The following is a 22584-nucleotide window of genomic DNA, read 5'->3' on the forward strand; positions in this document are numbered from 1 at the left end:
ACACCGTGCAGAAATGGCCTTATTGCTGCGTCTCGAACATGGCAATGAAGTTGGCCAGCGCTGGCGAAGTATTTTGGGCGCTCCATTTCATGTACAGCCCAAGCCCTGGGGCGGGCTGGTCATCGATAGGGCGGATCGGGCAAAACCGCACGCGTTCGCGCGGGGTCGAGCGGACGAACGACTCCGGCACCAGGGCCACGCCAAAGCCGCAGGCCACCAGACCCAGCAGGGTGTGGATCTGCGCCGCCTCCTGCACGACCTTGGGGTAGAACCCGGCCGACTCGCACAGCGCAACCAACTGTGCGTGGTAGCCCCCGCCCAGCGCTTGCGGGGTGAACACGAAGTCCTCATCGGCAAACTCGCGCAAGTCGACGGCCTCGTGCCGCGCCTTGGAATGGCTGGCGGGCAGCGCCATGACGATCTGCTCGTCAAGCAGCAAGCGTGCCTCCAGGGTGCCGGCCGGCAGCGGTAGCCTGCGCATGAAGCCGATGTCCGCCTCACCGGCCAGCAAGGCCTTGGCCTGGGAAGCGGATGGCATCTCGCGGATGGTCAGCTGCACGTTCGGATAAGTCTCCCGAAAGCGGCGCAAGCGGTTGAGCAGCGAGTCGTAATAAGCGATGGAAATGGCCGTGATGGTCAATTTGCCGCTGACCCCCGCAGAAACGTTGCGCGCGTACTCGATCCCTTGTTCCAGTTCAGCAAGCGTGCGGTAGGCGGTGTCGAGAAACGCTGCACCCGCTGCGGTCAGGCGCACCCCGCGCTTGTTGCGCAGAAGCAGGCCGAAACCGAGCTTTTCCTCGAGCCGGTTGATCGCCTGGCTCAGCGGTGGTTGTGCCATGTGCAGGCGCTGGGCGGCCTTGTGAAAGTGCAGCTCTTCGGCCACGGCGATGAACTGCCTGAGCAAACGTGTTTCGATCATCCAGCAATCCTGCAGCGTGGCGACTCGGCGGTGATATCCATGGGATATCAAAGTTGCATGCTTTTAATATTAAGTCATTGATTTTTTTGTTGATATCGTAAGAAAGGAGAATTGAAGGTAGCCAGAAATGCCCGTTACTCACCTGGCCGGTGCGCTGTGCCATCCCACTGATTGCACCTTGCGCACCAGCAATAGCCAGCACATCGCCACGCGCTTCAACGAATACAGCAGTGTCAGCTACCCTCGGGACCTCGGCCGTGTGCAGGTGGCCGAGCGCTGGAGCCGCATCAAGGAATGCAATTACGTGCCGGTCAAAGTGGCCAACACGCGCGCGGACCTTGGTGAAAGCCTGGTCTGGGATGAACGCAGTGGCGTGCTGTACTTTGTCGATATCTCTGGCGGGCGCATCAACTGCCTGGCACCCGATGGCGAAGTCGATTGCCTTTACGAGTCTGCCGCGCGTATTGGCGCCCTGGCGCTGACCGACCGGGGTAACCTGATTTTCACCGAGGATGCCAGCGTGGCCATCTTCGATGTGCCAACACGCAAGGTGAGCCAGCATTCGGCATCGGTCCATCCGCGCTCGACTTACCGCTTCAACGATGGCGCCTGCGACCCACAGGGACGCTTCGTCACCGGCCTGATGGACGAGGCCCTCAGTGGCAATACCGGGGCGCTTTTTCGCTTTGACTGGCAGTTGAGCGACCAGGTGATCCACGATGACATGGGCTTGCCCACCGGCCTTGCCTGGTCGCAGGACGGCCACACGGTGTACTTCGTTGATTCGGCGGCGCGAGCGATCTACCGCGCCGAGTACCTCATCGAAGGCCGGCTGGGCGCTGTCACGCTGTTTGCCGAAACCCCCGCCGAACTGGGCCGGCCGGATGGCCTGGCGCTGGACCGCGAAGGCGGGCTGTGGGTGTGCCAGTACCATGGCAGCTGCCTGCTGCGCTACGACCGCCACGGGTACCTGACCGACCAGGTGTTGATGCCAGTACCGTGCCCCACCAGCTGCTGCTTTGGCGGGCCCGGGATGAACACCTTGTACATCAGCACCGCGCGTTACGACATGACGCCAGAAGACCTGCACCATTATCCGGACGCTGGCGACCTGTATGCCATCCGCCCGGAAACGGGCGGCGTCGCCAGGCACAGCTTCAAGGAATAAGCGGTTGCACCTGACTGGCCGGTAGCACGGCCAGATCGCCAAAACGCTGCGCCGAGTCGATGTAGCGCAGCGCCGACTTGGCGTCTTTCCAGCCCACATAGCTCATCAGCGACTTCAGCTCCCAACCATTGGCCGTGGCCCAGGTGGCGAAGCCACGCCGTAGCGAGTGGCCGGTATACAGCGCCGCCGGCACGCCGGCGCGTTCCAGCATGCGCCGCAGCAGGCCCACCAGGCTGTTGCTGTTGAGCGCGCTGTCGCCAAGGTTGCCCCAGCGGTCGAGTTTGCGGAACACCGGCCCATGGGCAATACCGGCGACTTCAAGCCATTGCAGGTAGGCAGTGACAGGGCACAAGGCCTTGAGCGCAGGGGTGCGGTGCTGTACGCCCAATGCTTCGCGGTCGCCCTTGCTGCGCGGCAGGAAAAGCGTGATGCCGACACCGGCTTGTGCCTGGATGTGTTCGATGCGCAGGCGTGCCAGCTCATCGCCGCGAAAACCACGCCAGAAACCCAGCAACAGCAAGGCGCTGTCACGGCGAGCCCGGCGCAGGGCTGCCAAATCATGGTGCTCGCGGGCTTGTCGGGCTTCTTCTTCGAAACACGTCACAGCGGTTTGCAGGTGTTGCAGCAACAGCGGGGCGGCCTGTTTGGGTGGCGTCGGGTGCAGGGTGCGGATGCCGCGTAGCACCTGACGCACCAACGGCGCCTTGGTCGGATCGGGGAAGCCTTGGGCGACGTGCCACTGGCTGAGCGCGGCCAGACGTTGACGCAGGGTACTGACTGCATGCTGGTCGGCGTGATCGGCCAGGTAGCGGGCGATACTCTCGGCGGTGGCCGGGAGAAAGCCACCCCAATGGCTTTCGAAGTGCTCGATGGCGGCCTGGTAGCTGCGCCGGGTGTTGTCACGGGTGGCGGCGCGAAGGTAGCGCTCGATATCGGTCATGGTGCGGGTGTCGGTGTGTGATCGGTACACGATAAACCGAAATGCGTTGCCTGTCCTTGCCCAACGCCATCGGCAAGCCTGCCGTTGCGCTCAGTACACGCATGCCTTGTCCTCGATACCGTTGAAGGGCGGGTAAACCCACAGCTGCGGCAGCGACAGTGGCCGGCTGAAGTGGTAGCCCTGGGCGATATCGCAGCCGGCAAGCTTCAGGTACACCACCTGTTCACGGGTTTCCACCCCCTCGGCCACCACTTCCAGGCCCAGGCGCTTGGCCAGGATGATGGTGGAGGACACGATCGGGCTGTCGTCATGGCTGTTGGACAGCGCCGCGATCAGCGAACGATCGATCTTCAGCTTGCTCAGGGGCAGTGAATGCAGGTGGGCAAAGCCGGCGTAGCCACGGCCAAAATCGTCCAGACTGATACCCAAACCTGCGCCGCGCAACGTATGCAGGTGCGCCACCGCCGTGCCTTCGGGGTCGAGGATTGTGGTTTCGGTAATTTCCAGCTCCAGTTGCTGGGGCGCGATGCCATGATGCTGCAATTTGCTCAGCAGCCGGTCAGCAAAATCGGCTTGACGCAGCTGCAGGGCGGAGACATTGACTGCCAGCCGTGTCTTGCGGCCTTGGGCATTCCAGCTCGACAAGGCTTCACAGGCCAGCCGCAGCACCTCCCAACCCAGTTCGACAATGAATCCACTGCGCTCGGCCAGGCCGATGAAGCGGTCCGGGTACAGCAGGCCGAAATCAGGGTGGTCCCAGCGCACCAGCGCCTCGTAGCCCAGCACCTGGTGGGTGTCCAGGCGCATCTGTGGCTGGTAGTGCAGCACGAATTGGCGTTCGGCCAAGGCACTGCCGAAGGCCTGTTCAAGGGTAAACGCCTGGATATCGGCAAGGTTCAGCGAGGGGTCGAAAAAGCGATACTGCGCGCGCCCTGCCTGCTTGGCCGAGTACATGGCCGCATCGGCACTGCGTATCAGGCTGTCGATGTCCTGGCCATCACGCGGGCAGATGCTCACCCCTACACTGGGGCTGGTGTTGACCTCTTGGCCATCCAGGGCGTAGGTGGCCGACAGTTTTTGCACCAGTTCGTGGACCCAGGCGTTGATCTGCTCCTCGCTGCGCTCACCGGCCAGCAACACCACGAATTCGTCGCCGCCAAAGCGCGAAGCCTCGTCGCCGGGCTCCAGCAGGCGCTGGATACGCCCGGCCACAGCCTGTAGCAGCAGGTCACCAATCTTGTGGCCGAGCGAGTCGTTGATCGACTTGAAACGGTCCATGTCGATGAACAGGATCGCCATCAGTCGGCGCTTGCCACGTTGCCGAGTCAGCACCTGGCTGGCCACTTCGACGAACTGGCGGCGGTTGTGCAGGCCACTGAGGTGGTCGGTGGCGGCGGCGTGGCTGCTGCGCCGGTGTTCGTCCTCCAGGCGCACGATCAGCTGCTGATTGACTTGCTGGGCATGTTCCAGCGCGTCGAACGCCTCCTGGCGTTTGCGCAGCAGGCGCAAGGTCCATAGCAGGCTGGCCAGGATCATCAGGGTCATGCTCAGGTTCAACCAGAACTGCCGGGAATAGGCCAGCGTCGAGGGTGCGAGGATTTCTGCCTGGCGCTGGCTGACCACCACGCTGAAGCCTTGCTCAGGTACACGGCGGTACACGCTTTGGTAGGCATCACCCGCTACGTACTGGGTCAGCATGCCCGCTTCGGTGTCTAGCGCCGGCAGCGGGGGCTGCAATAGGTCGCCGGCAGTCACCACGCCGCTGTTGTCGATGCGCAGCCGCTCCAGGCCGTCATCCTGCAGCAGACGCACCAGGCCACTGTTGCCCAGGTCGATAGGCTGGAACAGCACCGCCAGGTAGCCGACGTCCAAGTGCACCAGCAAAATGTTGTCGATTTCCCGGCCAGTCGAATTGGTCAACGGCAGCAGGAAGGGCAGGCGCCAAGTGGGCAGGGCAGCGGTTTGGCTGACAGGCTGAATGCTCGGCAGGAAAGGTTTGAAACCGTAGCGGTCAATGTGCCGCTGCAGTTGGCGCAACCAGTCTGCCGGCAACTCGGCGGCCTCATCGGTATGGCTGGCCGCTAGCAGCCGGCCTTGTCGGTCGTACAGGCTCAAGCGCTTGAACACTGGGTCTGCTGCCAGGCTGAGGTTGCCTTGGCGCCGCGCTTTCATGTCGTCCTGGGTAACACGACCCATCGCCTGGGCGCGGTCGACAAGCTGTCGGAGGTTTTCGCCCACGATGCTGGCCAGGTTCAGGTGCTCGATGGCCTTGGCCGACAGTGCATTCTGTCGGGCGGCGGCTTTCTGCGTGACGTGCAGCCCCCAGAGAAAGGCCAGGGTCGCTGCACAGAGCATCAGGATCAGCAGTCGCAGAAGGCTGGTGGAGGAAAGCGAACGGCGAATCACTGCTGATAGTTCCCGACCCTGGGTGATGCTCGGAAAATACGACAATAAGATGACAGCCTGATGACTGGTGGCTAATAGCCTTTAGGGGATTTCCCTATTAGCCATGGGTGTTTGCAGGCGAGCCGTTTCCTCTTCGAGGTAGCTCATCAATGCGCTAACTTCGGCATCGCCCAAGCGCATGTTGGGCATGGCCAGGCGGTTGTATTGTTCGAACAGCAGCATGGCCAAGGGGTCTTTTTCGGCCAGCATCTGGTCGGGCACCTTCAGCCAGCGGACCAGCCAGTTGGCGTCACGCTGACGGGTCACGCCCAGCAGGTCGGGGCCGATGCCTGGCTGGCCTGGCTCGGTGTTGCCCACGGTATGGCAGGACGAGCAACGGGTACGGAATATCTGCTCGCCGCTGCTGGGTGAGCGAATTTGCGGAGCCTGAGCGTAGTCATTGCTCATGGCGCTGGCCTGCTTCCAGTTGTGCAGGCTGTTGCCCAGGCGGTCTGCGAGGATGTACGGGCTTTCGAAAGGCGAGGCTTTCATCCAGCGGCCGGTGGCCTGGTTGCCGATGATGAGGCTCAGGTTGTGGTCTTTGGAGCGGCCGTTTTCCAGGCCATCGATCCACAGCCCCAGGCTGCGGCGTAGTTGCTCGATGTCGTCGGGTTCGCCGGTCAGCAAGGTCCAGCCTGGGCCGATGCCGAACTTTTCGGCATAGCGTTTGAGGGTGGCGGGGGTGTCGTTATAGGGGTCGATGCTGATGGAGTAGAGGAAGATGTCTTTGCCGACCCGGTCACCGAGGATTTTCTGTACCTGGCGCAGGCGAGCGGTTTCCACTGGGCAGGAATCGGAGCAGCCGGTAAAGATGAAGTTGATGGCGACCACCTTGTCCTTGATCAGGTCGTCGAAGAAATGCACTTTTTCGCCATCCTGAGTGAGCAGGGGGATGTTGGGGAAATAGCTGGCCCCCCAGGGAGAGGCCGCTGCTTCGGCCACCGTTCGTTGGGGTTGCAACGGCCAGAACGGAATGCTGGCGGCGAACAACGCCAGTACCAGCAGGAATCGCCATGAGCCGGGCATGATGCGGTCCTCGTGGGTTGGCTGATGGGGGCCGCATGGCGGCCCCGCTTTGCACTCACTTGTATGTGACTGGCGCTGTCACCGTCTGGCCCAGCGTCGATTTCACCGTGACCGTCGCTGGCGTGGCCGGGCCAAAGCCGGTGGTGGTCACCGCTACCCGCCAACGGGCCCCCGTAGTCGTGGCAGTCAGCGTCGCGTTCCCCAGGCTTACCGGACCACCGGTGGTTGCTGCAGTCACGCTGATGCTGTTGCCCGTGGCCACCGTGGTTGTCCCCTGCACATCCCAGGTGAACCGGTTGCCGCTACGCAGTTGCACTGTGGCACTGGTGACCTTGAGCTCGTCGGCCGCCACTGCTGGGGTGACGGCGATGCTGACCGTGGCCGGGGTCACCGAGTCGGCCCCCTTGGTATCACGCGCCGTGTAATTGAAGCTGGCCGTGAACGGCGTGGCGACCGTAGCGGGTGGGGTGTACGTCACTGTGCTGCCGTCAGTGCTCACGGTACCCTGGCCGGAGTCCGGCTGGCTGAGGCCGGTGACCGTGAGCGGTACGTTGCCGTCCGGGTCGCTGTCGTTGGCCAGCACGTTCAGGGTGATCGGCTTGCCTGCAGTCGTTGCGGCACTGTCGTTGGCCACGACAGGTGGTTTGTTGGCCGGGTCGTCATCGTCGTCATCGGTTTTGGTGCGGAACGTTGGCAGGCCTACCGAGGCCATGTAACGCACGCCATCCCATCCTGGCAGCGGGGTGGGCATTACCTGGAACTGCCCCGGGTGTTCAAGGTCCCAGCGCAGCAGCATCGAAGAGTCCTCGTGCTGGGTGTTGTGGCAGTGCTCCATGTAGGTGCCTGCGAACTCGCGGAAGCGGATGGCCATTTCCACCTCTTCGGACGAATCAGGTTCCGACCCGATACGGTACACATCCTTGCGCGCCCATTTTTCCCATTCTGGCGGGGCCTTGCCGTCGCGGCTAAGAATCACGCCTTCCTCGAAGTGCACGTGTACCGGGTGGCTCCAGCCATTGCCGCCGTTGACGATTTTCCACACTTCCAGGGTGCCGTCGCCGCTGAAACCACCGTCGGTGGACTGGTTGGCCAGTTGCGGTGCGGCACTGATACGGCGTGGGTCCATGCTGTAGCCAAAGCCGCCGTCGGTCTTGATGGTCCACGGGGTGGTGTCCGTGCCGTCAGAGCGGCCAAAGATGAACTCGCGGTGGCGGGCATCCTTGAGTTTGGCCTGGTCGGCTGCGGCGTCGCGGTCAATGGGCAGGGGCAGCATTTTCAGGCCTGCGGCCTTGCCTGGCTTGGCCGGCTCATAGGCTACCGGGTCCATGCTCAGGTCCTGGCCGGTGTACGGTTGCACCCACAGTTGCAGAAACTTGCCGACAGCCGGGTCGCCGTTGTCCCACTGCGGGCCTTTGCTGGTCTGCTTGATTACCGCCTTGTATTTTTCCGACAGCACGTCGGCCAACGGGATAGCTTGCTTCGGACCTTTGCCGGAGTCGTGCTCCATCAGGTTGACGAAGTACAGCTTGTCGCCGGCCTTGATGCCGTTCTTGGCGAAGTTGATGATGATGTCGTAGCGCTCGGCAATGGCCTGCAACGGCAAGACGCCGTTGTTGTCTTGCAGGTTGCCGTCACCATTGAGGTCCATCGTGCCGTCGAATGGCACCGCGTGTTCCATGATGTTGCCGTCGTTGGCGATCATGTGGAACGGCACCCGCGCATACGACAGGTTGGAGCCGGACGGGCCTTTGAACTCACCACTGGTACCGGCAATCTCCCGCACCACGGCGAACTTGAAGTAGCGCGACACCGAGCCGTTGAGGAGACGGAAGCGGTAACTGCGCGCACGCACCTTGAGCCTGGGCTTGTACTGCCAGTTGACCAGGATCTGGTCAGCGAGGAAGCCGTCCGTGTTGAACGGGTTGAACCACAGCTGGCCATTGGCATCCCAGGCTTTGTCGGCAATCACCAGGTTGACGTCATAGTCACGGTTCCCCCAAGGCATGGCTGACCCGCTTGGGAAGCGCAGGTTGACACCGTCCTGCAGGGCCTCGTTGCCGCGGTCCAGGGCGCTGTAGTAGTTCATCATCACGGCGTTGCCCTTGTAGACGTTCTGTGCCGTGAAATCCATCATGTGGTCGTGGAACCAGTGGGTACTCATGGTTTCGCGCCAGTCGCCACGAATCTTGATACTGCCGTTCTCGCAGGTTTTCAGGCCCGGTGAACCATCGTTGACGAACAAAGTTTCACCCGGCGAGCAGGGGAAAGCTGCACGCGGGTCCTGGGCACGGGTGTTGATGGTGTCGTAGCCGGCCAGCTGCACCGGCCAGCGGTAGTCGTAGTACTGGCCGGGGAAGAAGTACGCGTTGGCAAAGCCGTCGCTTTCGGCCGGCGAGTGGCCGTTGTGCTCGTGGGTCGAAATGGTATGCAGGCCAAAGCCACCGTTGGCCGAGGGGTCAATCGGCAGGGCATTGTAATGGCGCATCAGAATTGGCTGGCCGTAGCGCACCATCAGCAGTTTGGGCGGGAAGGTGCCGTCGAAGGTCCAGAGCGATTTGTGGTTTTGCAGCGGCATGTTCGGATGGAAGCGTGTGTCGATGCCCTTGGTGGTGCCCAGCGTGGTCGGAATGTCGGAGGTCTGGTAGTACAGGCCGCCCGGGGCAAATTCACCGACGGCATAGTTGTGCAGTTGCTTACGGTCGCGCAGGCCGAGGTTGATGCGCGCACCGGCCTGGGCGGTCTTGAACGCTGCCTGCGGGTAAAACTCGTTCCAGCGCTGGTGCGACCAGCCTTTTCCTGGTGGCCGGCCTTCAGCGGGCGAGCCGACCGGCTGGCGGTTGAGGAACATCTCGATCTGCGCCTTCCATGGGTTGCGGTCCAGCACGTTGGCGTACTGGGTCGGAAACGGGTACAGGCCGGGTTGCTTGAGGAACGCTTCCAGTGCGTTGCCACTGGGGCCGCTGCGTGCTACCACGTTGGGGTCTTGCGCGGGTGCCGCGCCGAGGGTCGGTACCGGGAAGGTCAGATCGGGCACCGGCGTGGTCGGGTCGAGCTTCTCTGGCCCGAATTCTTCGAACAGCAACAGTTGCTGGGTGAAAGGTTGCGCACCGAACAACGGGCTGGGTTTGCCGTTGGTAGGGTACTTGTCCGACGTTTGCAGGGCAGGCGGCAGCACGTTGTCGGTGCCTACCGTGTTGCGGTCGCCATACGCGCCATCGGTCAGCTCCAGCGAGCCTTCGTTGGCCTCCGGCATGGTGTTCAGCTCAAGCAGGGTAGCGGTCGGGTCGTCCGGCTGGTCGGTGTAGGCCGACGGGTCGGTCGGCGGTGGCATGCTGTTGTCGTCGAGGGGGGATGCCATGGCCGTGATCAATCCGAGGCTGATCATCAGTGCCGTGACAGAGGACAGATGGAACACGCGTCTGGACGCGTGACTCGCAGCAGGTGTTTTCATTGGCTTAAGCCTCTTTTGCGGCCTTAGGGCCTTAAGCCATCAATGGCGTTTTGCCCGTTAAATGGCCATCAGCAACAGCTATGCCAACCGATATTTCAGTAATGCTTTGACATACAAAACCTTGCAGTATCTGGCGTGCACTAAAAGATGGCGCGTCAAGAATGGGGACAGATACCCATTAGCGGGTCACCATTGCCCACCGTTTGGGTAGTGACAGGCGCGGCGCCCTCGGGTATACCTGAGCGCCACCAAGGGGAGCCCGGCAATGGGCTGAGAAACCGCTGAACGCTGCAGCGCGGTGACCCTTCGAACCTGATCCGGATCATGCCGGCGAAGGGATGGGGCTTGTAACCTGCCTTTTTGCCGGCCTCACTGCGAGGCCAGTCCATGCCAACTTTCAAGGTCTCGCTGTCACCCTCATCAAGGACAGCAACATGACCGAACGTTTCAGCCAGTCCCTGCGCCGCCAGAGCGAGCCGACCTGGTCGGCGGCCGTTGGCCACCGTTTCGTGACCCGATTGTGCGACGGCAGCCTGCCGGACCCGATCATGGTCGACTACCTGGTTCAGGACCACCGTTTCCTCGACAGCTTCGTGACCCTGCTAGGCGCGGCCATCGCCACCGCTGACACGTTTGAAGCCCGCCTGCGCTTCGGCCGCTTTGCCGGGATGATCTGCAGTGACGAGAACACCTACTTCCTGCGTGCCTTCGAGGCCTTGGGTGTCAGCCCGGCGCAACGCAGTGAACCGGCCGATAGCGCGCCTACCGCAGGTTTCAAGGCGATCATGCGCGAAGCGGCAGCCACCCGTTCCTACGCAGCGGCACTGGCGGTGCTGAACGTCGCCGAAGGCCTGTACCTGGACTGGGCACTCAAGGCGCCGAAACCGATGCCGGACAACTTCGTCCATGCCGAGTGGATTACCCTGCATGACAACCCGGCATTCCAGGCATTCGTCGCTTTCCTGCAGGCCGAACTGGACCGCGTCGGCCCGCAGGAGGCCGCATTGGCAAGTGACTTCTACCAGCGCACCGTGGCGCTGGAGCTGGCTTTCTTCGATGCAGTGTACCCGGAGGGCAAATGAACATGGATATCTTCGAGCGCCTCAAGGCCGCTGCCTCGCCACAATGGAACCGCTACGTAGACCATGACTTCGTGCGTCAGATGGGCGAGGGCACGCTGAGCGAGGAAGCGTTCCGGACCTACCTTGTGCAGGATTATCTGTTCCTGATCCAGTTCGCCCGCGCCTGGGCGTTGGCTGCCTACAAGAGCCGCCGCCCGGCCGACATTCGTGCAGCGCAGGCCGGGCTGGCGGCGATCCTGGATGAAACCGAGCTGCACGTGCGCCTGTGTGCGCGCTGGGGCTTGACCCAGGCAGACATCGAGGCCGCGCCAGAGCATCAGGCCACGGTGGCATACACCCGTTATGTGTTGGACTGCGGCGCAGCCGGCGACCTGCTGGAGCTGCACGTGGCACTGGCACCTTGCGTGATCGGCTATGCCGAAATCGGCCGGACCCTGGCCGAGCGTATTGGCGACTTGAGCAATCACCCCTACCGCGAGTGGATTGGCGAGTATGCCGGGGAGGGCTACCAAGGGGTGGCCGCAGCAGCGCGCAAGCACCTGGATGAACTGGCGGCGCGCAGCATGACCGAGCAGCGGTTCGCCGAACTGGCAGGGATTTTTGGCCAGGCCTCCAGCCTGGAGGCTGATTTCTGGCAAATGGGGTTGGACGGGACCGTGTAAACCGCCGTGGGCTGGGTGATTACTACCCAGCCCAGGCCCGCTTTGGTGCATGAGCGCCTCAAAATAAGTCGTCCCGCACACTCCAGATCGTCAAATCGCAGCTTTAATGTGCACAGTGCATAGGGAATTCTGGGCGAGCAGCCCGATTTCTTCCGGGCGGCGGCGCAGGAAAAAGCGGCCCGCATATTGCTCTTTCCGCTCCCAACTACACACCCGGAGCCCCGTGCAATGAGCTCACCCAGCGAATTTCCACTCAGCGAAGCCCCCCATTCCGCCCGCAAGGGCCTGCTGCCGATCGCGATGGTCTTGTTCAGCTTCACCTTCTTTACCGGCACGATGTTCGCCGGCGGCAAGCTGGGCATGGCATTCAGTTTTGTCGACATGCTGTGGGTGGCTACCCTCGGCAACAGTTTGCTTGCCTTGTATGCCGCAGTGCTGGCCTTCATCGCCTCACGCAGCGGGCTGAATATCGTGTTGATGGGGCGCTTCTGTTTTGGTGAAGCGGGGAGCCGGCTCTCGGACTTTCTGCTGGGTTTTGCCGAACTGGGCTGGTATGCCTGGGGTACGGCCACGGTGGCCATCGTGCTGGTCAAGCTGCTGGGGCTGGCGGATGGTTTCGGCATGCCGTTGATGGTGCTGTTCGGGCTGGGTTTCAGCATTACGGCCATCATCGGGTTCAAGGGGCTGGACCTGTTGTCGCGGGTGTCGGTGCCATTGATGTTCGTGCTGCTGTTGGTGTCCATGCACATCGCCACCCGCGATGCCGGTGGCTTTGCCGGCCTGGCTGCAGTCGTCCCGCATGAAACCATGACCTTTTCGGCGGCAGTGACCATGGTCTTCGGCACCTTCGCCAGTGGCGCCACCCAAGCCACCAATTGGACACGGCTGGCACGCAGTGGCCGGGTAGCGGTGATCGCCAGCGTGGTGGCATTCCTCCTTGGCAACGGCCTGATGGTGGTGGCCGGGGCGTGGTGCGCGATGGTTTATCAGCAGGCCGATATCGTCGACGTGATGATGCTGCAGGGCCTGTCGTTCGCGGCCGTGGTGATGCTGTGCCTGAACCTGTGGACCATTCAGGGTCCGACCATCTACAACGTGTCGGCCGCCGCCTGCCACTTGTTGCGCAGCGAGCGCCGGCGCACGGCAACGCTGGTGGCGGCCGGGGTTGGCATTGTGCTGGCGATGGGTGGCATGTACGAAATGCTGATCCCGTTCCTGGTGCTGCTGGGGTCGATCATTCCGCCGGTGGGTGGGGTGATCATGGCTGATTTCTGGTACCGCCACCGCGGCAAATACCCGGCACTGGGTACGGCACACCTGCCACGCTACAACCTCACCGGGCTGTTTGCCTATGCCGTGGGCGCTGTACTGGCCTATGCCTCACCGTGGGTCGCGCCGCTGGTGGGCATCGCCGCCTCGGCAGTGTGCTACATCGTCATTCTAGAGCTGGGCGCACGCCGCCGCGCGCCCGGCCAGGCGGGCGTCGAGCCGTGAGCCTGGCGCTGGACGAGCTCCTGCATTTGCCCGGTCTGCACGAAATGCAGGTGCGGGCCGGCGCGCGCAACCTGCAGCGGCGGGTACGCTGGCCTTACGTGGCGGAGAACGAGGGTATCGCCGAATGGGTGATGGGCGGTGAACTGGTATTCGTCACCGGCATCAATCACCCGCGCGGCGAAGCCAACCTGCTGAGCCTGGTGGAGGATGGCGACGCCGTGGGCATTGCCGGCATGGTGATTCTCACCGGCGGCAGTTTTATCCAGAGCATCCCGGCGCCCGTTATCGCGCGCGCCGAGCAGCTGGGCTTGCCGCTGATCGAACAGCCCTACGCACTGAAGATGGTGGTGGTCACCCACCTGATCGGCACTGCACTGGTACAGATGAGCCAGGCGCGCCGCTCGCGTAACGACATCCTTGGGCAACTGCTCACAGGCGACTACCCAAGCCTGGCGATTGCCCGGCAGCGGGCAGCACACCTGCAACTGGCCCTGGATAAACCGCGGCGCCTGCTGGCGTTGCGCCTGACGGGCGTGGACGCCTTGTTCGAGCGCCAAGGGCTGGCCCACGGCGAGCGTACCTGGCAGGCCACCCGGCAGGCCCTGGAAGACCAGCTCGAAGCCTGGTGCCGCCAGCGGCCCGGCAGTGTGACGGCGCAGTTGCCGGGCGACCTGTTCGTGGTGCTGCTGGCCGATACACACGACTTACCCGAGACGTTGGGCGCGCTGTACCGGCAGTTGCAAGCCGCGACTGATGAACTGGGCCTTTACATGGGCTTGTCGAGCCTCGCTGACGATTGCGCGCACTACCGCCAGGCCCTCAACGAGGCACGCCAGGCGCTGGATGTGGCGCAGCATCTGCGCCCGGCCAACGGTTATTGCAACTTCAGCGAGCTCGGCGTGTTGCGCCTGCTGCAAGGTATTGTCGACCGCTCGCTGGTTGACGATTTCGTCAGCCGCACCCTCGGCCCGCTGATCGCCCCTGGGCGCAAACACGCCCATGCTTTGGTGCATACCCTCGACGCCTTGCTCATGGAAAATGGCAACGGGCTCAAGGCCGCACAGCGTCTGGGGCTGCACCGCAACACGATCAATCAGCGCATCCAGCGCATCGAACAACTGAGCGGGCAGTCGCTGGACGACCCGCTTTTTCGCATGAATGCTTCGGTCGCCATGCTGGTATGGCGCATGAGCGAAGCCCACGGCAAGGAGTAACAGCATGAACATCATCAACGCACGCCTGCGCGGCAAGCCTGGCCTGTTCCGCGTCGAACTGAACGGCGAGCGCATTGCCGCCATCGTGCCCCAGACCGACGTCGTGGCGCCCGCTACGGGCAATGACCTGGACGCCGGGCAAAACCTGGTGGTCGCGCCCTTTGTCGAGCCGCACATTCACCTAGATGCCACGCTGACCGCAGGTGAGCCGAAGTGGAACATGAGCGGCACGTTGTTCGAAGGCATCGAGCGCTGGTCGGAGCGCAAGGAAATCACCACCCACGACGACATCAAGACCCGTGCGAAAAAAACCATCGGCATGCTGGTGGACCACGGTATCCAGCATGTGCGCACCCATGTCGATGTGACCGACCCAAAACTCACCGCGCTCAAGGCCATGGTCGAGGTGCGTGACGAAGTGCGGGAGCTGATCGACCTGCAGATTGTCGCCTTCCCGCAGGAGGGCATCGAGTCGTACGCCAACGGCCGGGCGCTGATGACTGAAGCCGTGGCGATTGGCGCCGACGTCGTCGGCGGCATTCCGCATTTCGAAAATACCCGCGACCAAGGGGTATCGTCGGTGAAGTTCCTGATGGACCTGGCCGAGCGTACCGGCTGCCTGGTGGACGTGCACTGCGACGAGACCGACGACCCGCAATCACGCTTCCTCGAAGTGTTGGCCGAAGAAGCGCGGGTACGCGGCATGGGGGCCCGGGTCACGGCCAGCCACACCGTGGCCATGGGCTCGTATGACAATGCGTATTGCTACAAGCTGTTCCGCCTGCTCAAGCTGTCGGGCATCAACTTCGTGTCGTGCCCGACCGAGAGCATTCACCTGCAAGGTCGCTTCGACAACTACCCGAAGCGTCGTGGCGTGACCCGCGTGGCCGAGATCGACCGCGCCGGCATGAACGTGTGCTTCGGCCAGGACTCCATCGTCGACCCGTGGTACCCACTGGGCAATGGCAATATCCTGCGCATTCTCGAAGCCGGCCTGCATATCTGTCACATGCTCGGCTATGAAGACCTGCAGCGCTGCCTGGACCTGATTACCGACAACAGCGCCCGCACCCTGAACCTGGGCGAGCGCTATGGCATAGAGGTAGGGCGGCCGGCGAACCTGTTGCTGCTGTCGGCGCCGGATGATTACGAGATGGTGCGCAGCCAGGGGCACGCGTTGGTATCGGTACGCAATGGCAAGGTGCTGATGCAGCGCACGCCAGCGCAGGTGCAACGTTTGCGCTGACGCTGTTGTCGCCTCAGGTGCACAGGGCTGCCAAGGCGTAGCTTGCGACTTGTGCATCCTGCACTGCCACACCGGTCAGGTCCGCCAAGGTAATCTGGCCGTCGTGCTCACGCCCCTTGGCGCGGCCAGCCAGCAGCGTACCCAGCTCGATCAGCTGGTGAGCGTCGATCTGGCCACTGCCGAGGGCATGGGCCACTTCGCCGTACTGGCTGCACTGGGCGATGGCGTCGACGATGATACGGTCTGCCCTGGCCACCAGTGCCGGGTCCAGTTCCTGCTTGCCGGGCGCATCGGCACCGACGGCGGTGATATGCGTACCCGGCTGGACCCAATCACTGTGCAACAGCGCCTGGCGAGAAGGCGTGGTGCAGACGATCAGGTTTGCAGCGCCTGCAACCTCGGCAGCATCCTGCGTGCTGTGCACCCCGAAGCCCAGTTCGCGGGCAAATGCGGTATAGGCCGCAAGCCCGCGTTCATGCCGGCCCCAGACAATGACCTGGCGGCAATCGGTCACCGCGCGAAGCTGCTCAAGCTGCATCTGCGCCTGCATGCCGGTGCCGAGGATGCCAATGGCCTTGACCTGGGCCGGCGCCAGCAGCCGGGCGGCGATACGCCCGGCCAACGCGGTGCGCATGGCAGTCAGCCAGCCTTGGTCCTGCAGCAGTGCCAGCGGCTGACCGGTGTGTGCAGACAACACAAGCATCAAGCCATCATTGCTCGGCAGGCCCTTGGACGGGTTGTCGTAGAAGCCTGTCGAAAGCTTGACAGTGAAGGTCGGGCTGCCTTCGATGTAGGCCGACTTCACGCAACAGTCACCGTTCGCGCCCTTGAATGCGAAGCCCTGCACGGGCGGCACCTGCACCTTGCCTTCGGAATAGGCGATGAAGCCTTCCTCCAGTTGGCTGACCGCGAGCTCCGGGTTGAAGCGGGCGATGATCTGCGCCTTGCTGAAGACCTTCATTGAACGGCCTCGAGGAACTTTTCCAGCAGGATGTTACGGCCACACAGGATCACCGCGACACGCTTGCCCTGATAGCGTTCGGCGAGCTTCTGCATGCCGGCGACCGCAACCGCTGCAGCGCCTTCGATGATCCAGCGCTCACTGCTGGCGATATCGCGCATGGCGCAGCGGATTTCGTCCTCGCTGACCAGCACGGTATCGGTGAGCAGCGCCTGGCAAAGCGGGAAGGTGATGGAGCCTGGCTCGACGCCGCCAGCCGTGCCGTCCGACAGCGTTTCGCAGGCATCCAATTCGATGATTTCACCGGCCTTGAGTGATTGCTGCAGCGTTGGGTCATTTGCCGGCCAGCAGCCGATGATCTCAGTACCCGGCTTGAGGACGCGCAGGGCGGCGCCGATGCCGGAAATCATCCCGCCACCGCCCACGGCAACGAACACCGCGTCCAGGTCTGGCGCCTGCTCGAACAACTCCATGCCTATGGTGCCCTGGCCGGCAATGACTTGCAGGTCGTTGTAGGGGGATACGAAGGGTACGCCGTGGGCCTTGGCTTGCCTGGCGGCTTCCAGCTCTGCACTCAGCGGGTCGGTGGGCAGGCAGACCACTTCGGCGCCCAGCATGCGCATTGCCTCTGTTTTGTATGCCGATGCGCCCGTGGTGGTGTAGACCTTCACTGGCACGCCCGCCATCTTGCCGGCCAGGGCCAGGGCCTGCCCGTGGTTACCGGATGAGGCGGCTATCACTCCCTGCTTGCGCGCCTCGGCCGGCAGCAGGCGCATCTTGTTGCTGGCACCGCGAAACTTGAATGAACCGGTGTGCTGCAGGTGTTCGCATTTGAGCAGCACTTCACAGCCGGTCAGTGCCGACAAACGAGGGCTGTGCAAGAGCGGGGTAATGCTGACGGCCGGGCGGAGCGCCGCATGGGCGTCCTGAATGTTTTGGTGCAATGTATCAAGGAACTGGGCATCAACGGACGGGGTGGCTGGCATGACGGGTCCTTGCAGGCATATGGATAATTTGTCCACAATAGAATTATATTCCACCAATAGCAAGAGCGTATGCCTACAGCCAGGCAATACCGCCTAGGCTCTGACTTCCTTCAGGTATTTGTACACGGTGGCCCGCCCCATGCTGAGGACGTTGGCAACGTAATCGGCGCCGCTGCGCCCCTCGAATGCACCCTCGGCATGCAAGGCCAGGACAAGGTTGCGTTTGTCTTTCATCTTCAAGGTCTGCAGCGACAGGTTATGCGCTTGCAGCCACGCTTGCAGGAAGGTGTTGATGCGCTCCTGCCAATCGTTGCGGAACAACGCATCCGGTTGCGGCTCCAGCCGACTCATCTGGAAGAACGCATCCAATGCCACACGCGCCTGTTCCAGCACCGACACGTTCAGATTGATGCACATCAGATACTCGGCTTCGCCTTGCGAATTGTGCAGCACAGCACTGATCGAGCGGACCTTCTGACCGTTCCAGTTGAGCTTCTCGTAGGGACCAAGGTTGGTACCCTTCAAAAGGTCACCCAGTTCTGAACCGAGTGCTGAATCATCGCCGAGCTTGCGATGTGAGAAATTATTGGCGATATGAACGATTGTCTGGCCGCGTATCTCATGAATGACGACTTCCGCGTGGGGGTACAGCAGCAGGGCAATGCTTTCAGCGATTGCCTGGTAATTTTCCAGTGTCATGCATTAGCCAATGGTCTGTTGAAGAATGCCTATGGTGGCCCTGGAGAATACTGGGCACAAGACGGATCTTTACCGGGTCGGGATCAAGTCCTGGCTGCGAGCCGTTCGCCTCGGCCATTGCTGCGTCAGCGGTTTTGCGTGCGCAGCTGCCGTCAGCCGTTGGCCGTCGGGCAGCTGCGGGCGATGGTCAAACGTCCAGCACCAACCGGGCGCTGCGGCAGCCCGATACGCAGGGCGTTATCCATTCTCCGCTGTTGCGCTGGGCATCGCTGAGGTACTCGTCGCGGTGATCAGGCTGCCCCTCGATGACCCGGCTGACACAGGCGCCGCAGATACCCATCCCACATGACACGGGTAGCTCCACGCCAGCCCGCGATGCCGCCTGTACCAAACTTTCGCCCGGTTGCACCTCGACCTGAAGACGACTGCGCTGTAGCACCAGCGTGCAGTGACGCTCGACGTGCAAGGTGGGCTCTGCGGCCTGGAAATGTTCGCGATGAAGCGCTGTGGTTGGCCAGCCGCTTGCCAGCGCGACGTGCTCAACACAATCCATGAAACCTGCAGGGCCACAGCAATAGAGGCTTGCGCTGCCGTCCCAGGCCGGCAGGTGTTCCTCCAGGTACCCGGCGATCATCGGGGCGCGCAAGCCTGCATGAACCTCGGTATTCGCATCGAGGTACTGGACAAAAGGCACCTGTTTGGCATCGCGGGTGAAAAACAGCAAGCGCACCGACCGACCTTGCGCTTGGCATTGCCGGTACATGGCGAGCAGTGGCGTGATTCCTATGCCTGCGGCCACCAAGACGACCTGTCCAGTGCCAGGTTGCAGGTTAAAGAAGTTGCGCGGCAGGCCCACCTCCACCCGGGCACCCAGCCGCAGGTGCTCGTGCAGCCATTGCGAGCCGCCGCGGGAGGCTTTTTCGCGCTTGATGCCCAGGTATACATGACCGTCCTCGGGCAGGCTGACCACTGAGTATTGGCGTACCACGCCATTGCCCAGGCGCAGGTCCACATGAGCACCGGGTGCCCAGTCGAAGGGCAGGGGAGCAGGACTCGGCGGGGCCAGTTCCACACCTAGCACGTCGTCGGCTTCAAGGCGCAGGGCCCGCACCTGCAGAGGCGTCCAGCTCATGCGCGTACCCCCGCGGCCTGTTGCAGACGAAGTACAGCTTGGCGTGCCTGGCTGCCCAGTTCGGCGAGGTCCAAGCCAGGAAGCGCATCGTTTTCCACGCTCAGGCGGCCGCCCACCAGCAATGCCCGCAGCGTCGGACGGCCACCGCCAACCACTGGCGCGATGCCCAGATCATGCAGACCGAAGTAGCGGGGTTGATCGAGGCGGTAGATCGCCAAGTCCGCCGCCATGCCGACCTGCAGCGTGCCGATGGCGTCCAGGCCCAGCACCTGGGCGCCACCTGCTGTGCCCCAGCGCACAACGTCCTCCACGCTGGCGACATGGGCACCGCCCTCCAGATCGCCGCCGGCATGGCGGGCCATGGCGCGTTCGCCGGCCTTGGCCCTTTGCATCAGCCAGGCGGCGTGGGTTTCGCTGATCATGTCGCAGGCTTCGTTGGAGGCAGCGCCATCCACGCCGATCGAAACCGACATGCCTGCAGCCTCCATGGCAACGATATCTGCGATACCACTGCCAAGCCGGCCATTGCTTTGTGGGCAGTGGGCGATGCCGGTGCCGGTGGCGCCCAGCAGCTGGATTTCTTCGGCGCTCAGCTTGACCAGGTGCGCGAACCACACGTCCGGCCCGAGCCATTCCTGCTCCGCGCAGAACACCACGGGCGAGAGGCCGTGGCGATCATGGACTTCGTTCTGGTACTCCACGGTTTCGCTCAAATGGCTGTGCAGGCGGATGCCCAGGCGGCGCGCGGCGCGGGCGGTCTCGCGCAGGTGCTCGGGCGGCATGGAGTAGGGCGGGCTGGTCGGCGCCATTACCACACGCCGCCAGGCATCGTCGGCGGGATCATGGTAGACCTGCACCAAGCGCTGAACATCGTCCAGGTACTGCGTGAGGGTCTCAGGTCCGGCTGTCGCGGGGCCTTCAGCCTGACGTACCTGGGTTGCGCCGCCCCGGCAAAGGACGAAGCGCAGCCCCAGGCGCTCGGCCTCTTCGAAGAGGATCTGTGCGCTGTCGAAGGCCATGCCTGGCAAGTACAGGTAATGATGGTCGGCCACCGTGCTGCAGCCGGAGCGGGCCAGCTCCACCAGCCCGACCCGTGCGGCCAAGCGGAAACTGTGCTCATCGAACAGCCCGCGATAGCGATAGGGCACGGCCCCCAACCAGGCACCGAGGCTCTGGTCGATGCCAGCGGGAATGCCCTTGAGTAAGGACTGGAACAGATGGTGATGGGTGTTCACCCAGCCTGGATACACCACGCAATCGGTGGCATCGAGCACTTGCTCACCTGGTAACGGTTGCAGCGAGCCCAGGGCGGCGATACGCCCCTGGGTGATGCGGATGTCCGGCCCCACATGGCGCGCGGCGCCGCCGCGCAGGCCAGTGAGGATGGCGCTGGCGTTACGGATCAACCAGCTGTTGGTGTGTTTCATGTTCGTCTCCATAGGCAGTACGGCGTTTTGCATGGAAGTCAGCCCAGTTCGCTTTCGTGCCAGTGGCGCAGGCTCAACCGAGCCAGCAAAGCCATCAGGCTGAACAGCGCCACGCCGGTCAGGGCGATCAACACCAGGGCGGCGAATAGGCGGGGGATGTTGAGCTGGAATCCCGCTTGCAGGATCTGATACGCCAGACCCGCACCCGTGCCGCCCGTACCGGCGACGAACTCGGCCACCACCGCGCCGATCAATGCCAAGCCGCTGGCGATGCGCAACCCAGCGAAAAAGCACGGTAAGGCGCTGGGAATGCGCAGGCGCAACAGCACTTGCCAGCGGCTGGCGCGGTTCAGGTGGAACAGGTTGAGCAGGCCAGGGTTGACGCTGCGCAGGCCCAGGACGGTGTTGGCGATGATCGGGAAGATCGCCACCAGCGTGGCGCAGATCACCAACGCCAAGGTCGTGTCGCTGCACCAGATGATGATCAGCGGCGCGATGGCCACCACCGGCGTGACCTGCAGCAGAATCGCGTAGGGAAACAGACTGGCCTCCACGACGCGGCTCTGCACGAACACGAACGCCGCCAGCGTGCCGATGACCACGGCGAGGGCGAATGACAGGAAGGTGATCTTCAGGGTCATCCACAGTGCCCCCAGCAGCATCGGGCCATCGGCGACCAGGGTGCGGCCGATATCAGCCGGTGACGGTACCAGGTACACCGGGACTTTCCAGGCGATGCATGCCAGTTGCCAGACGCCGAGCAGCAAGGCGCCAACCAGTAGTGGTGAAACGATGCGTAGTACAGAAGGATGGCGTAGCCAGGGAGTAGAGGGTCGGCTCATGATGATGCTCTCAGGAAGGGTCGCCATTGGCCTGGGCCAGGAGTCGGGACAGGTGCGCGCATTGCTCGATGAACGCCGGTGAAGTGCGGTATGCCTCGTCGCGCTCCAGTGGGCCGTCGATGATTACATCGGCGATCACTCGACCGGGACGCGCGCCCATCACGATCACCCGCGAAGACAGGTACACCGCCTCGAAGATGCTGTGGGTCACGAATACCACCGTCAGGTCGCGCTGGAGCCAGAGCTGGCGCAGGTCGCTATCGAGCTTGTTGCGGGTGAACTCGTCCAGGGCGCCGAAGGGTTCGTCCATCAGCAGCAGATTGGGTTCGGTGGCTAATGCCCGGGCAATGGAGGCGCGCATCTGCATACCGCCGGAGAGCTCCCGCGGGTAAACGTCGCCGAACTTGCCCAGCCCCACCAGTTCCAGGGCGGCTTGCACCTTGGGCTGGCTCTGGGCCTTGGGGGCGCCGGCCAAGTCCAGGGGCAAGCGCACGTTGTCGTGCACTTTGGCCCATGGCATCAGGGTGGCTTCCTGGAACACCATGGCCAGGCTGCGCCCCGGTGTGCCTGCGTGGTGGTCCGTACCCGGGGCATCCTTGCCCCACCAGCGCACATGGCCGGCGGAGGGCTGTTCGAGCCCGGCGAACATTTTCAGCAGGGTGCTTTTGCCACACCCCGACGGGCCCAAGAGCGAGACGAACTCGCCGCGTTCGATCGCCAGTTTCACGCGGCTCAAGGCATGGGTGCCATTGCTGTAGGTTTTTTCCACCTGATTGGCGAACAAAGGGGTGTCCACACCGATGGTGTTCGGCAGGGCCTGCGGCTGGACGTCGGCCTTGGATAGGGTCTGCATCAACATAGCGCTCTCCCCGTGGGTCATGAGCGGTGGT

18 protein-coding genes and 1 riboswitch are annotated in these 22584 nt (G+C 63.1%); of the genes, 6 read left to right on the plus strand and 12 right to left on the minus strand.

Annotated elements, in window-relative coordinates:
* Window positions 1-19 precede the first annotated feature (19 nt).
* Window positions 20-919, minus strand: coding sequence for a LysR family transcriptional regulator (locus ACK59Z_RS09160; RefSeq protein WP_004374362.1), 900 nt, complete (start codon window positions 917-919; stop codon window positions 20-22).
* A gap of 127 nt (window positions 920-1046) precedes the next feature.
* Between ACK59Z_RS09160 and ACK59Z_RS09165 the strand changes: the two genes are divergently transcribed.
* The gene (locus tag ACK59Z_RS09165; RefSeq protein ID WP_108190854.1) at window positions 1047-2087 is read left to right on the plus strand and encodes an SMP-30/gluconolactonase/LRE family protein; all 1041 of its coding nucleotides are present in this window, start codon (window positions 1047-1049) and stop codon (window positions 2085-2087) included.
* Here ACK59Z_RS09165 and ACK59Z_RS09170 read toward each other — a convergent pair.
* The 4 genes from ACK59Z_RS09170 to ACK59Z_RS09185 form a co-directional block, all read right to left on the minus strand.
* Window positions 2077-3057, minus strand: a complete 981-nt coding sequence (locus ACK59Z_RS09170) for a site-specific integrase (protein ID WP_020192552.1) — start codon at window positions 3055-3057, stop codon at window positions 2077-2079. The two genes, ACK59Z_RS09165 and ACK59Z_RS09170, sit on opposite strands and share 11 nt — an antisense overlap.
* Before the next feature lie 60 nt (window positions 3058-3117).
* Window positions 3118-5433 (minus strand): putative bifunctional diguanylate cyclase/phosphodiesterase, encoded by a 2316-nt coding sequence (locus ACK59Z_RS09175; RefSeq protein ID WP_409292855.1) that lies wholly within the window; start codon window positions 5431-5433, stop codon window positions 3118-3120.
* Window positions 5434-5514: 81 nt separating this feature from the next.
* Window positions 5515-6498 carry an SCO family protein gene (locus ACK59Z_RS09180; protein ID WP_070095460.1) on the minus strand — a complete coding sequence of 328 codons (984 nt, stop codon included), beginning with the start codon at window positions 6496-6498 and terminating at the stop codon, window positions 5515-5517.
* Window positions 6499-6553: 55 nt separating this feature from the next.
* Window positions 6554-9949: an Ig-like domain-containing protein gene (locus tag ACK59Z_RS09185; RefSeq protein WP_108190852.1), complete on the minus strand. Its 3396-nt coding sequence runs from the start codon at window positions 9947-9949 to the stop codon at window positions 6554-6556.
* Between the two features lie 241 nt (window positions 9950-10190).
* A riboswitch (TPP riboswitch) is annotated at window positions 10191-10305 on the plus strand.
* 78 nt (window positions 10306-10383) lie between these two features.
* Between ACK59Z_RS09185 and ACK59Z_RS09190 the strand changes: the two genes are divergently transcribed.
* The 5 genes from ACK59Z_RS09190 (at window position 10384) to codA (ending at window position 15647) form a co-directional block, all read left to right on the plus strand.
* The gene (locus ACK59Z_RS09190) at window positions 10384-11031 is read left to right on the plus strand and encodes a TenA family protein (protein WP_108190851.1); all 648 of its coding nucleotides are present in this window, start codon (window positions 10384-10386) and stop codon (window positions 11029-11031) included.
* A complete protein-coding gene (gene tenA / locus ACK59Z_RS09195; protein WP_409292858.1) occupies window positions 11028-11693 on the plus strand; it encodes a thiaminase II in 666 nt (221 codons plus the stop codon). Before ACK59Z_RS09190 ends, tenA begins: the two co-directional genes overlap by 4 nt.
* A gap of 228 nt (window positions 11694-11921) precedes the next feature.
* The gene (gene codB / locus ACK59Z_RS09200; protein ID WP_108190849.1) at window positions 11922-13187 is read left to right on the plus strand and encodes a cytosine permease; all 1266 of its coding nucleotides are present in this window, start codon (window positions 11922-11924) and stop codon (window positions 13185-13187) included.
* Window positions 13184-14401 carry a PucR family transcriptional regulator gene (locus ACK59Z_RS09205; protein ID WP_108190848.1) on the plus strand — a complete coding sequence of 406 codons (1218 nt, stop codon included), beginning with the start codon at window positions 13184-13186 and terminating at the stop codon, window positions 14399-14401. Before codB ends, ACK59Z_RS09205 begins: the two co-directional genes overlap by 4 nt.
* Window positions 14402-14405: 4 nt before the next feature.
* Complete coding sequence (codA, locus tag ACK59Z_RS09210) at window positions 14406-15647, plus strand: cytosine deaminase (RefSeq protein ID WP_004374387.1); 1242 nt, start codon at window positions 14406-14408, stop codon at window positions 15645-15647.
* A gap of 13 nt (window positions 15648-15660) precedes the next feature.
* Here the strand turns inward: codA and ACK59Z_RS09215 are convergent, their stop codons facing one another.
* The 7 genes from ACK59Z_RS09215 to ACK59Z_RS09245 form a co-directional block, all read right to left on the minus strand.
* Entirely contained in the window at window positions 15661-16608 is a 948-nt protein-coding gene (locus ACK59Z_RS09215) for an ornithine cyclodeaminase family protein (RefSeq protein ID WP_108190847.1), read from the minus strand.
* Window positions 16605-17594, minus strand: a complete 990-nt coding sequence (locus ACK59Z_RS09220) for a threonine/serine dehydratase (protein ID WP_019751628.1) — start codon at window positions 17592-17594, stop codon at window positions 16605-16607. Before ACK59Z_RS09220 ends, ACK59Z_RS09215 begins: the two co-directional genes overlap by 4 nt.
* A gap of 93 nt (window positions 17595-17687) precedes the next feature.
* Window positions 17688-18293 carry a transcriptional regulator gene (locus tag ACK59Z_RS09225; protein WP_004374393.1) on the minus strand — a complete coding sequence of 202 codons (606 nt, stop codon included), beginning with the start codon at window positions 18291-18293 and terminating at the stop codon, window positions 17688-17690.
* A 187-nt stretch (window positions 18294-18480) separates the two neighbouring features.
* Entirely contained in the window at window positions 18481-19425 is a 945-nt protein-coding gene (locus tag ACK59Z_RS09230; protein WP_108190846.1) for a PDR/VanB family oxidoreductase, read from the minus strand.
* A complete protein-coding gene (locus ACK59Z_RS09235; protein WP_108190845.1) occupies window positions 19422-20852 on the minus strand; it encodes an amidohydrolase family protein in 1431 nt (476 codons plus the stop codon). The genes ACK59Z_RS09230 and ACK59Z_RS09235 overlap by 4 nt, the downstream gene beginning before the upstream one ends.
* Window positions 20853-20890: 38 nt before the next feature.
* On the minus strand, window positions 20891-21619 hold the full coding sequence (locus ACK59Z_RS09240; RefSeq protein ID WP_014862030.1) for an ABC transporter permease: 729 nt from the start codon (window positions 21617-21619) through the stop codon (window positions 20891-20893).
* Between the two features lie 85 nt (window positions 21620-21704).
* The gene (locus ACK59Z_RS09245; RefSeq protein ID WP_104961692.1) at window positions 21705-22553 is read right to left on the minus strand and encodes an ABC transporter ATP-binding protein; all 849 of its coding nucleotides are present in this window, start codon (window positions 22551-22553) and stop codon (window positions 21705-21707) included.
* Window positions 22554-22584 lie beyond the last annotated feature (31 nt).

This window comes from Pseudomonas sp. KCJK9058 (assembly GCF_046230975.1).
GTDB classification, from domain to species: domain Bacteria; phylum Pseudomonadota; class Gammaproteobacteria; order Pseudomonadales; family Pseudomonadaceae; genus Aquipseudomonas; species Aquipseudomonas alloputida.